We start from the raw sequence: 11,989 nt of genomic DNA on the forward strand, positions 1-11,989 counted from the left end.
TCATTTTGCCGATATAATAAGCCTTCGGCGTCGGCATAATTCTTTAGGACCTATCCGAGCTGATGGTGAAAGCATCATTTTGATTGAGGTTTCAATCAGGGAAATTCCCTATTAGATGTTCACTTACGGCGGTATCCGTGCGCTGACTATATCAAACCTTGCAGCATCTGCCTATGGGCTAAGCTTAGATTTCTTGTGAAAAAACTAAGCTAAACGGTCATTTATTAATCAAATTTAGCAAAATTTCAGGTTTAAATATTAGTATGAATTCTACACAGCAATGGCAAAGTGTCACTTGGTTTGAGGTGGATGAACATCAAGCAGGACAACGAATTGATAATTTCCTGTTCTCGCGTTTAAAAGGTGTACCTAAAAGTCGTATTTATCGTTTGATTCGTGAAAGTCAGGTTCGAGTAAATAAAAAACGTGTTAAAGCAGAGACTAAACTTGAGATTGGCGATCAGATTCGTGTTGCTCCAATTCGTTACGAACAAAAAGATGAAACAGCCGCTCCCGTCAGTGATAGTGTAGCACAAGGCTTATTAAGCCGTGTGGTCTATGAAGATGAAGGGTTATTAGTTGTTAATAAACCTTCAGGTATTGCTGTCCATGGTGGCAGTGGTATGGCATACGGTTTGATTGAGGCACTACGCGCAGCAACAGGCAAAAAATATTTAGAACTTATTCATCGTATTGACCGGGATACTTCAGGTCTGGTCATGATTAGTAAAAAACGTAGCACCTTAAAACAACTACAAGATATGTTGCGTGAGCACAAAATCCGTAAAACCTATGCTGCAATTGTTAAAGGCCAAGTGAGCCTAGACAAACAGCTAATTGATGCGCCTTTATTACGATATGAGCTGGCAAATGGCGAGCGTCGTGTACGTGTGACTAAAGATGGCAAACCAAGTAAAACCGAATGGGTGGTAGCAGAGCGCTTTAAAAATGCGACATTGGTCCATGCGTCGCCTTTGTCTGGTCGTACTCATCAGATTCGTGTGCATGGTTTAAGCATTGGACACCCTTTGATTGGTGATGATAAATATGGACACACGACCGAGTACTCTGGCCCTGAAGCACGTCGTTTATGTTTACACGCAATGCGTTTAGATATTCCGGGCTATCCACCGATTGAAGCGCCGTTACCAGAAGACATGACCCAGTTATTAAAGGCTTTGAGAGTGGCAAAATGAGTCTAAAAACCGAATTAGTTATTTTTGACTGGGATGGGACTTTATATAACTCTGTTGGACAGATTGTTGCTAGCTTGCAACATGCCGCAGAACAACATGAATTGCCTTTAACCGATGAAGCAGCAAAAAGCATTATTGGTTTAGGTTTGCCCGAAGTTATGCAAACCCTATTTCCAGAAGCGCCTGAGTTACATGATTCAATTTTAAAGGCGTATGGCGATCACTATATTGCAAACTCTACAAATGATGCATGGTTCGATGGTGTTGCTGAGCTACTACATGATTTAAAAGCGCAAGGTTTAAAACTTGCAGTCGCAACGGGTAAAAACCGTCGTGGGCTAGATCGTGTAATCGCAAAAACACAGAGTACTCATCTTTTTGATGTGACTCGAGCAGCCAATGAAACCAGATCGAAACCAGATCCGCTCATGTTACAAGAAATCTTAACAGTCACTGGCGTAAGTGTTGAACGTGCGGTAATGATTGGTGATAGTAGCTATGACCTTGAGATGGCTCAGCGGTTAGATATGCCACGTATTGGTGTGGGTTATGGGGTTCATTCGGTTGAAGTGCTACAACAATTCAAACCTTTAACAATTGCTAAAGATGTTCAAGAGCTTCATCACTTTTTAAAAGGTTATGCTCAGTTACCTGCTGTAGATTTAGCGTAATTTAAAGCAGCACGAGGGGGATATAATTCCCCCTTATTTGAATTTAAATAACAATAAGAAGAGAAAAATGAGTCGTTCTATTCGTCTATTAAACCTTTTGCAACAGCTTCGTGAAGCGCGTTATCCAATCACGGCGCAAGTTCTTGCTGAGCGTATGGGAATAAGCGTACGAAGTGTCTACCGAGATATCGATAGCTTACGTGAGCAGGGAGTAGTAATTGAGGCATCGGCAGGTATAGGTTTTCAGCTTAAAGAAGATATTCTATTACCACCAATGACACTCAATGAAAATGAAGTCGAAGCTATTTTCTTAGCATTGTATTGGTTGAAAAGTGTGCCAGATCAATCGTTACAATCGGCATCTACATCTCTATTAGCTAAATTGAATTCTGTTTTACCTGAACATCGCCAATATTTGTTACAGCAAACGACCTTAAGAGCGTTTAATACATGGTTGCCTGTGGATGAAAATCAAGTCGAACAGGTGCGTTTAGCTATTCGGCAGCAAGTCAAAATTTCGATGCATTATCTTGATGAGCAGCAACGGAGTAGTGTTCGAACTTTGTGGCCTTTTGCCTTGGGATATTTTAATGACAAAATTGTGTTGGCCGCATGGTGTGAACTCAGACAAGATTTTCGACATTTTAGAATAGATCGTATTCAACAGCTGAGTTTAAGCCAAGAAATATACCCATCATTTAAGCAACAATTATTTCAGCAGTGGTGGGCACAAGAGTCGCAGACTACTGACAAAAACTGACAAAGAGGTTTTGTAGACTAGAACCCACGATAAACAAGGAGCCATAAAAATGAGCCTTAAACTTTATACTAACAAAGAGTCACGTGGTGTTGTGATCGACTGGCTTTTAGCCGAATTAGGTGTTGAATGTGAGCGTATTGAAGTTGCATACAGAACCGAAATGAAATCACCAGAATATTTAAAAATTAACCCTTTTGGAAAAGTGCCTGTATTGGTGGATGGCGATGTTGTGATTTATGAGCTAGGCGCAATCTGTGCTTATCTGGCTGATAAATTTTTTGACAAGGGATTGGCTCCTGCACTAGGTGAGCCAAAACGTGGTTTGTACTATCGCTGGTTATTTGTGATGGCAGGCCCATGGGAAGCTGCGGGTGTTGATAAAGCCCTTGGAATAGAAGTATCACCTGAGCAAAAAATGTTTGTTGGCTATGGCGATTACAACGATGCTTACCAAGCTTTAGTGCAAGGGCTTAGTGAAGCAAACCCGTATGTATGTGGTGAGCAATTTACTGCTGCTGATGTAAGCGTTGGAGCAATGCTTTTATGGCAATTGAAAATGGGTATGATTGAATCCCATCCTGTCATTACTCGCTATGTGGAAAACATCAAACAACGTAAAAGTTTGCAAACACTAGGTGCAGTTTTCTCCAGCTAAACTTTTAAGTAAAAAGTCATCCAAAAGGATGGCTTTTTTATTCGGTAAATAAAAAAATTTAGTTGGTAAGAAAGCCAGCAGCAACGTTAATACAGATCGCTAAAATTGTGGTATTAAACCCAAAAGACAACACTGCGTGAAATAAGTTTAAAAGACGCATGTGTTTGGTGGTAATCGAAACATCGGCAGTTTGAGCAGAAGTACCAATAATATAACTAAAATATAAAAAGTCGGGGTAAGTCGGATGTTCTGTGCCAGGGAAATCTAAACCACCACTTTCTTCATTTCTAGACAAAGCCATATAGAAATCATGTGCGTAATGCAGGGCAAAAACGGTATGCATAAAAAGCCATGCAGAAACAATGGTAAGTAAAGCTAAAGCCACATGGCCTAACTTGGCAGAATGATCAGAAGGAAGTTGGGAAAGCTGTATTAAAATAGCAACTAAGGACATGGCTAAGGCCAATAAAACAATCAGCATAATGACCCATTTGCTTTCATCTTGTTTTTTAGCTTGCTGTTGCATTTGTGAATGATCAGCACTTTTCATGAGCTGCCAGACATGTAGTAAATATATACTAATGGAGGTATTCCAGCTAACTAATAAAATAGTTGACCATTTCCAAGAAGTTAACCATGTCAGAATACCTGCTGTAATAAATCCTATGAATAAAGCAATAAAGAAATGAGGGCGGTTTAGTACACTACGTCCAAGATGTTGAAATACTGCAACCATTTTTTCCTAATCTCCTTTTACTACGTGGTAAATATATTATTTTTTATTGAATGGTGAAAATAATATCTAGTTTTATATAGATTTTATTTCAAGATTTTCATTTATATTTAAGAAATATTTTCTTTTACCTTGTAAGTAAAATAGAGCAAAATCGCGGACTAAACTGTTTATAAAAAGTATAAAATAAATAAAAATAATATTTACTTATACTTTTTATAAAAGTGCTCTTATTAATCATATGCTTAAAAATAAAAATATAGTTTTCCCAATTATGCTTGATTTAAATTTTTATCCAGATGAAACACTTTAGTGAGTTGATCAATAAACTTTTGAACACCTAAAGACTGTGAATTTTTACGGTAATTTACGAATAAATCGAGTGTTGGTAATTCGATATCGAGCGGGCGAACTACAGTGTTTTTGATTCCTAAAGGTGCAACATAGGCGGGTAAAATTGTACAACCTAATCCAGAGCCAAGAGAGTTAATGTTAAACAACATGCTATCCGCTTTTTGAACAATGTTCAGGTCAATATTGTGTGTTTTGGCAAAGTCTAAAATCGTGTTATGTAATGTTTGTGACTGCTCGGCAGCGGGAATAATAAAATCAACGCCGTGTAAAGCGTAGACAGGAATGCGGTCATATTGAGTAAGTGGATGATTTTTAGGAAGTAAAAAAATCAGAGGTTCAGTTAAAACAAATTGGCTTTGGATATCATCGCTATCCGTGTTTTCTCGAGTAAAGGTAATATCTAACTCACCTTTTTTTAAAGCTTTAAGTTGTTCAGTATTGTTTAAGTTAGATAATTCAATGATGAGATCGGGGTGTTGTAGTCGTAGATTAGGAAGAACGTAAGGGAAAATTTTCATTTCTGCGATGGGGACAAAACCGATACGCAACTGTTGCTGTTTGGCTTTAGAAACTTGTCGTGCCATAGCAACTGCTTTTTCAGCTTGAGCAAGAGTTAGGCGAGCATGTTCTAAAAACACTTCACCTTCTTCGGTTAACTCAACTTTACGTTTCGTGCGATTTAAAAGTCGTACACCAACATCTTCTTCTAAATCTTTAATCTGTTGGCTAAGAGAGGGCTGTGCGGTAAAAAGTTTAAGAGCGGCTTTACTAAAATTTAATTCTTCAGCAACGGTAATGAAATATCGGAGGTGGCGTAGTTCCATAAGACTAATCCAAAAAATGTCTTACTATGATTTATGTGAAGTATAAAGCATAAAGGGATATAGCGTGAAGGTACTTTAGGTATTTATAAAATAAATGGAATTTTAATTTTCATTAAACATTTAATATAGAATTATAAGTTCTAGTAATTCATAAAATATATTAATTATTAGAATTTAAATACATTATTTTTACTTAATCAAAGAAAAATTTAAATGTTTTAAATATTCATGTGGGTAATTCTCATATTATGCAAAAATGAAGAAGAATAAATTAAAGTTATAAAATATAAATCGTGTCAGACTGAATCAAATTTAATTGTTACTAAATATTTTGTTTCCTCAGCTGTTAAAAGATTTTAAATTAGAAAAGTACGGCCTATCAAGGTAGGGCAGAGTAACTCGCTGACAACTTCACGTGACTTATTATTGTTATGTTATACAAGTGCTCTTAATAAGAATCGTAATTATCGAAGCATAAACCCAACACATCTATGTATTTTTTATGGCAATCTAATTCAAATTATGTTGGCTGTGACCACAATAAAAGGGATATTTATATGATAAATAAGTGTAAGTGCCATAGCTTAATTTGTTTTAATCGTTAAGATAGAAACCTGAACACATCCATTCTGCCGATGCTAAAACATAGAAAAGCCCATGAAAGACAAGCCGACATTAACATATCAATTGCCGACTCAGTCCTGTTGGACGCATACATGGATAAAACCTCCTTTTTATCATCCCGAGTCAGGGCGTGAAACGGATACACGTTTTTATAATCAACAACCTAAATTACCTGCTCGTGGCTCAAAAGAGCTATTGCGTTGGTTAGTCACACGCGAGTCTTTTACATGGAAAGTGGATATTCAAAATGAATATGATGCTCGTGTAAATACGGCTGTGACACTACCCCAAAATCGACCTCAGGCAGATATAGATGATTGGCAAGTTTGGTTTGTTGGTCATGCAACCGTATTGATTCAGATCGGCCCTTATAACTTTATTACAGATCCAGTATGGTGTGATTATGCAAGCCCTTCACATGGCCGTGGTCCACGACGTGTGTGTCCGGCAGGTTTTGCGCTAGAACAATTACCGACTATTCATGGTGTTCTACTCAGCCATAATCATTATGATCATATGGATTTGGCTACACTTGAGTGGCTACATAAAAAATTCGCAATGCCGATTTATACTGGACTCGGGAATGGCTTTTATTTACCAAAAGAGTTTCATGTGATTGAGATGGATTGGTGGCAAGAAATTCCCTATCATGAATTAAGAATAATCTATACGCCTGCACAGCATGGCTCAGGTCGTGGTCTACGTGACCAGAATAAAGCACTCTGGGGCGGCTTTTCGGTTGTTGCTAAAACTGGTCATTGTTTCTTTGCGGGTGACACAGGTTATGCAGGTCATTTTAAGCAAATTCATGCACGTTATGGTGCGCCAAGGGTTGCCTTACTTCCAATCGGGGCTTATGAACCACGTGAACTGATGAGTTATGTACATATGAATCCACAAGATGCGCTACATGCGCACTTCGATTTACAGGCTCATCGTTCTGTTGCGATTCATTATCGAACTTTTCAGTTGACTGATGAAGACCGAGAAGATCCAGAGCATGCTCTAGGGCAAGCAATTAAAGCTTCATCGAAACTTGCGAATCCTTTTTATTGCATTCGAGAAGGGCATAAATTGACCGTGTAAAAGTGCATCATTTTATATTTAAGTTAAAAAAGCCAGTTCAATTTGAACTGGCTTTTTATTATTTTGACTAAAATTAAGCTAAGTCAAAACGATCAAGATTCATAACTTTAGTCCATGCTGCGACAAAGTCTTGAACAAATTTTTCTTTACCATCTTCCTGAGCATAAACTTCTACAAGTGCACGCAAGATTGAGTTTGAACCGAACACTAAATCATTACGTGTTGCGGTAAATTTTACTGTGCCTGTTTTACGGTCTTTGCCTTCAAATACTTCACCTGAGGAATCAACAGGTGCCCATACAGTAGACATGTCGAGTAAGTTCGTAAAGAAGTCTGTGCTGAGTACACCAACTCGCTGAGTGAATACACCGTGTTGTGAACCATCCCAGTTAGTGCCTAGAACACGTAAACCACCAACCAATGCGGTTAACTCAGGTGCAGTCAAAGTCAGTTGCTGTGCTTTATCAATTAATAATGCCTCAGTTGATACGCCGACGCCGTCTTTTTTCCAGTTTCTAAAACCATCGGCAAGGCCGAGAAGTAATTGGAAAGATTCGACATCAGTTTGACTTTGTAATGCATCAACACGACCTGCGGCAAATGGAACGCTAATATTGAAACCTGCCGCTTGAGCAGCTTGCTCTACACCAACGTTACCTGCTAACACAATTAAGTCAGCTAATGACAGTTGAGTTGAGGCTTTGATTTCTTCAATTTTAGTTAAAGTTTCAACAGCTTTTTGGTTGACTTCCCAATCACGTTGCGGTGATAAAGCAATACGTGCGCCGTTTGCGCCACCACGCTTGTCTCCCCCACGGAAAGTTGACGCTGAAGCCCACCCAAGAGAAACCAACTCGCCAGCAGATAGCCCTAGTGCAACAATTTTTGCTTTTGCATCAGCAATGCTTGCAGCCGATGGTGCAGCGCTAGCAGCAGGTAATGGATCTTGCCAAATTAAATCTTCAGCAGGAACTTCTGGTCCTAAATAACGTGCTTTTGGTCCCATATCGCGGTGAGTTAATTTAAACCAAGCGCGAGCAAAAGCATTGGCAAAGGCTTGTGGATCGTTAAGGAAACGACGAGAGATCTTTTCAAACTCAGGATCAAAACGTAAGGTCAAATCTGTAGTCAGCATTGTTGGTTTACGTTTGATTGATGGGTCGAACGGATCAGGGATGATCGCTTCAGCATCTGCTGCTACCCATTGAATTGCACCAGCAGGTGAACGTTCTTGTACCCACTCGTATTTGAAAAGGTTTTCAAAGAAGTAGTTGCTCCATTGTGTTGGAGTCTGTGACCAAATCACTTCTAAGCCAGAAGTGATCGCGTCTTTACCAACACCAGTACCGAAACTGTTTGACCAGCCAAGGCCCATTTGTTCAATTGACGCTCCCTCAGGATCAGCCTGCACATGGTCAGCAGAGCCAGCACCGTGGGTTTTACCTAAAGTATGACCGCCTGCAATCAAAGCAACAATTTCTTCGTCATCCATTGCCATGTTGCCGAAAGTCGCGCGAATGAACGGCGCAGCCGATTTTGGGTCACCACTGGCTTGAGGGCCTTCAGGGTTTACATAAATTAGACCCATTTCGGTTGCAGCGAGGTTGCTGCCTTCTAATGCTTCAGAATTTCGATGAGCTAACCATTCTTTTTCATCACCCCAGTTTACATCGTTGTCTGGTTCCCAGACATCTTCACGACCTGCACCAAAACCAAAGGTACGAAAACCAGAAGACTCAAGCGCAATGTTACCGGCAAGAATAAATAAATCAGCCCACGATATTTTTTGACCGTATTTCTGTTTAACTGGCCATAGCAAACGGCGTGCTTTATCTAAGCTCGCATTGTCAGGCCAACTATTTAATGGTGCAAAACGTTGTTGACCGCGACCAGCACCACCGCGGCCATCGCCCATACGATATGTACCAGCAGCATGCCATGCTAATCGAATAAATAAGCCTGTGTAATTTCCCCAATCGGCTGGCCACCAATCTTGAGAATCGGTTAATACATTTTTGATATCCGCTTTGAGGGCATAGTAGTCGAGTTTGTTAAATTCTTTACGGTAATCAAAATCTTTACCGAGTGGATTAGAACGTTCTGAATGCTGATTCAGTAAGTCAACGCGTAATTGTTTTGGCCACCAATGTAAACTAGGCGTGCCACCACCGACCGTTACCTCTGGTTTTGATTTATGGCCTGAAAAAGGACATTTTGATTCGTCTGACATGGTTATATTCTCTCTGGGTAATAATTATTGAGCTCTTGATAAAGTAATAGGGCTCATTTTCCTGGACTTCTGGGTTAAAAACTCATGTTTATCAAATAAAGAAATGAGTAAACAAATGGTGAGAGAAACCGTTTAAAAAATTCTTTTCACTAAGATGTTGGCCCATCATTTTTATTCAATAATGCATCAGATTCCTTTAATTGTTATTCCTCCAATTTACTGGATGAAGGTTAAAAAACAAAAGGAAAAATAAGCTGAAGGCTGTAAATAATGATGCATAGAATTACCTCTTCAATTGCTGGAACAACGTAAGATCTTTTAATAACGCTCTTTAAACATAGTAAAAGTAGAAGTTTTATTTTTCAAATGGATTAAATTGTCAATATTGATTTAAAAAACCGATTGTATTTTTGTTTAAAAAAGCAAGGTGAACAAGAATGGAAAGAAATTTATATATTTAGTCTTATTAAGTTATTTGAAATAAAAAAGGAGAGCATTGCTCTCCTTTTTTATTAGATATTAAACATTTACAATTCGATTTGATTTGACCATGTCTGCTAAGCCGTGAGTTTTAAAATAGTACTCGAGCCAGCTTTTCACAATGAGTGGATTATTCATTTTCATAACATCATCAAGTAATTTTTGTGCATCTGTCATTGGTACATGACAAATTGCTTTTCGTACTCGCAAAATGTTACTCGAACTCATCGAAAGGGTATTAAAGCCCATTGCCATGAGCAAGATTGCCGATAATGGATCACCTGCCATTTCACCACAAATACTGATTGGTTTTTTGTGTTCATGACATTCTTTAACCAAGCGTGTTAAAGCACGTAGAATAGAGGGATGGAAATGCGAGTAAACGTTTGCCACATGTGGATTATTACGGTCAACCGCGAGTAAGTATTGGGTTAAGTCGTTCGAACCAACAGAGAAGAAATCGACAAGTTCGGCAAACTCATCAATTTGTAGCAATACGCTTGGCACCTCAACCATAATCCCGATTTTCGGTTTGGTAATTTTAACTTGTTCTTCCTCTTGCACTGCAATCCAGTCACGCTCAAGTAAATAAAGTACTTCTTCGACTTCACTTACGGTTGTGACCATTGGCAATAGAATATGCAAGTTATTTAAACCAATACTGGCTTTGAGCATTGCGCGAATTTGCGCCGAAAAGATCTCTGGATGGTCAAGCGTAAAACGGATACCACGCCATCCTAATGCCGAGTTTTCTTCTTCAATACTGAAGTAAGGCAAGTCTTTATCGGCCCCAATATCTAGAGTTCGCATCACCACAGGTTTATTGGCAAAATGGCTTAACTGCTGACGATAGATTGCACGCTGCTCTTCTTCACCGGGGAAACGTTCCCGTAACATGAATGGAATTTCGCTTCGATATAAACCCACACCTTGTGCGCCGCGTTGTACTCCGCGCACGACATCAATCATGAGACCCGTATTCACATAAAGCTGAACAGATACACCATCTGGAGTAATTGCTTCTCTTGTCTCATATTGCTTGAGATCTTTTGCGATCTGTTCATCTTCTTTTTGAATTTCTTTATAACGTTGGCGTAAGCGACGTGGAGGATTTACAAAAACACGGCCCTGATAGGCATCCACGATCATTTCTGCATCATCAAGGGTATTCACAGGCAGTTCAGTTACACCAACCACTGTTGGGATACCTAATGCCCGGGCAACAATCACCATATGTGAGTTGGCTGCACCTTCTGAGGTTACAATTGCTGCAATATTGTCTACAGGTAGTTCTACGAGTGCCGCAGTACTAATTTCTTCGCCAATTAAAATACTGTCTGGACTCAGCTCGCGGTGGCTAGAATCTTCTTCTTGTAAAGAAGCTAAAATACGGCGTCCTAAATCTTTAAGATCAGAAACCCGCTCACGAAGATAGTCATCTTCCATTTGTGCAAATAGGGCAGTGTGCTTTTCAATGACACGACGTACTGCACCTTGTGCCCAGTGCCCATCACGAATGAGTTCTTTAATTTCGGCCGGTAACGCATTTTCATCTAGCATTCTTAAGAAAACACTAAATAAAGCGCGTTCTTCTGCCATTAAAGAATCATGCATTTTTTCATCTAGAGAGCGAATCTCTGAACGAACTGATGAAATGGCTTGATCTAAAATACGGAGTTCATCGCTAATATCTTCTGCTTCGCGGTCGGGTACAGAACCCAAATCGGCAGGAGGATATAAAATAATAGCGCGACCTAAAGCAACCCCACCTGCACCTGAAGCGCCTTGAAAGGTTTTATAGGCAGGGCCATTACTTGGTTTACGAAATACATCAATATTTCCAACTGCGTGTGCGTGGGCAATAACACCAGAAAGCTGGGCACACAGCGTAACTAAAAAAGACTCGGCAGCTTCGCTAAAATCTTGAGGAAGTTTGTTTTGGACAACCAAAACACCCATAACCTTACGGCGGTACATGACAGGAACGCCAAGGAATGAGTTGTAAATTTCTTCGCCTGTTTCAGGTAAATACAAGAAACGCTCATGTTTTGGTGCATTGTCCAGGTTAACAATTTCTTCTCGTTGACCCACCAGACCCACCAAGCCTTCACCTAATTGCAGTGAAACATGACCGACAGACTCAGGATTTAAGCCTTTTGAAGCCATCAAGACATAGCGCTGATTTCGTTCATCGAGCAAATAAATAGAGCAAACATCCACTTTCATGGCCTCAGCAACCTGATTGACCATAATGTCTAACGATTCATGCAAACTGACGGACGCATTAACCTCTTGGACAATGCGCCGTAGAGTGTCGAGTTGCATGTTTGACATGGATGTATACTCCAGTATTTTTTTAGACTATGAATGTATTTA

General features: G+C 39.6%; 9 protein-coding genes. 5 read left to right on the plus strand and 4 right to left on the minus strand.

The features are described 5' to 3' along the window. Positions 1-263 precede the first annotated feature (263 nt). The 4 genes from ACINWC141_RS16670 to ACINWC141_RS16685 all read left to right on the plus strand — a co-directional run bounded on the left by ACINWC141_RS16670 (position 264) and on the right by ACINWC141_RS16685 (position 3,282). Positions 264-1,196 carry an RluA family pseudouridine synthase gene (locus tag ACINWC141_RS16670; RefSeq protein WP_009392985.1) on the plus strand — a complete coding sequence of 311 codons (933 nt, stop codon included), beginning with the start codon at positions 264-266 and terminating at the stop codon, positions 1,194-1,196. Further along, positions 1,193-1,867 carry an HAD-IA family hydrolase gene (locus tag ACINWC141_RS16675; RefSeq protein WP_009393131.1) on the plus strand — a complete coding sequence of 225 codons (675 nt, stop codon included), beginning with the start codon at positions 1,193-1,195 and terminating at the stop codon, positions 1,865-1,867. Before ACINWC141_RS16670 ends, ACINWC141_RS16675 begins: the two co-directional genes overlap by 4 nt. Positions 1,868-1,934: 67 nt before the next feature. After that, complete coding sequence (locus tag ACINWC141_RS16680) at positions 1,935-2,627, plus strand: helix-turn-helix transcriptional regulator (protein WP_009393201.1); 693 nt, start codon at positions 1,935-1,937, stop codon at positions 2,625-2,627. 49 nt (positions 2,628-2,676) lie between these two features. Next, positions 2,677-3,282, plus strand: a complete 606-nt coding sequence (locus tag ACINWC141_RS16685) for a glutathione S-transferase family protein (protein ID WP_009393026.1) — start codon at positions 2,677-2,679, stop codon at positions 3,280-3,282. A 58-nt stretch (positions 3,283-3,340) separates the two neighbouring features. Here the strand turns inward: ACINWC141_RS16685 and ACINWC141_RS16690 are convergent, their stop codons facing one another. Further along, positions 3,341-4,018 carry a DUF1345 domain-containing protein gene (locus ACINWC141_RS16690; protein ID WP_009392975.1) on the minus strand — a complete coding sequence of 226 codons (678 nt, stop codon included), beginning with the start codon at positions 4,016-4,018 and terminating at the stop codon, positions 3,341-3,343. 269 nt (positions 4,019-4,287) lie between these two features. After that, positions 4,288-5,193 carry a DNA-binding transcriptional regulator HcaR gene (hcaR, locus tag ACINWC141_RS16695; RefSeq protein ID WP_009393054.1) on the minus strand — a complete coding sequence of 302 codons (906 nt, stop codon included), beginning with the start codon at positions 5,191-5,193 and terminating at the stop codon, positions 4,288-4,290. 657 nt (positions 5,194-5,850) lie between these two features. On the opposite strand from hcaR, the gene ACINWC141_RS16700 reads away from it, so the two are divergent. Then, positions 5,851-6,903 carry an MBL fold metallo-hydrolase gene (locus tag ACINWC141_RS16700; protein ID WP_009393234.1) on the plus strand — a complete coding sequence of 351 codons (1,053 nt, stop codon included), beginning with the start codon at positions 5,851-5,853 and terminating at the stop codon, positions 6,901-6,903. 73 nt (positions 6,904-6,976) lie between these two features. On the opposite strand, the gene katG is transcribed toward ACINWC141_RS16700, so the two are convergent. After that, the gene (katG, locus tag ACINWC141_RS16705) at positions 6,977-9,133 is read right to left on the minus strand and encodes a catalase/peroxidase HPI (RefSeq protein ID WP_009393058.1); all 2,157 of its coding nucleotides are present in this window, start codon (positions 9,131-9,133) and stop codon (positions 6,977-6,979) included. 519 nt (positions 9,134-9,652) lie between these two features. After that, positions 9,653-11,947 (minus strand): phosphoenolpyruvate--protein phosphotransferase, encoded by a 2,295-nt coding sequence (ptsP, locus tag ACINWC141_RS16710; protein ID WP_034678987.1) that lies wholly within the window; start codon positions 11,945-11,947, stop codon positions 9,653-9,655. Positions 11,948-11,989 lie beyond the last annotated feature (42 nt).

The sequence above is a fragment of the Acinetobacter sp. WC-141 genome, from assembly GCF_000313935.1.
Classification (GTDB): Bacteria; Pseudomonadota; Gammaproteobacteria; order Pseudomonadales; family Moraxellaceae; genus Acinetobacter.

Excerpts from the sequence above, each read along its gene's own strand:
- ACINWC141_RS16670 (WP_009392985.1), top strand. The coding sequence starts at position 264 with ATGAATTCTACACAGCAATGGCAAAGTGTCACTTGGTTTGAGGTGGAT.
- ACINWC141_RS16675 (WP_009393131.1), top strand. The coding sequence starts at position 1,193 with ATGAGTCTAAAAACCGAATTAGTTATTTTTGACTGGGATGGGACTTTA.
- ACINWC141_RS16680 (WP_009393201.1), top strand. The coding sequence starts at position 1,935 with ATGAGTCGTTCTATTCGTCTATTAAACCTTTTGCAACAGCTTCGTGAA.
- ACINWC141_RS16685 (WP_009393026.1), top strand. The coding sequence starts at position 2,677 with ATGAGCCTTAAACTTTATACTAACAAAGAGTCACGTGGTGTTGTGATC.
- ACINWC141_RS16690 (WP_009392975.1), bottom strand. The coding sequence starts at position 4,018 with ATGGTTGCAGTATTTCAACATCTTGGACGTAGTGTACTAAACCGCCCT.
- hcaR (WP_009393054.1), bottom strand. The coding sequence starts at position 5,193 with ATGGAACTACGCCACCTCCGATATTTCATTACCGTTGCTGAAGAATTA.
- ACINWC141_RS16700 (WP_009393234.1), top strand. The coding sequence starts at position 5,851 with ATGAAAGACAAGCCGACATTAACATATCAATTGCCGACTCAGTCCTGT.
- katG (WP_009393058.1), bottom strand. The coding sequence starts at position 9,133 with ATGTCAGACGAATCAAAATGTCCTTTTTCAGGCCATAAATCAAAACCA.
- ptsP (WP_034678987.1), bottom strand. The coding sequence starts at position 11,947 with ATGTCAAACATGCAACTCGACACTCTACGGCGCATTGTCCAAGAGGTT.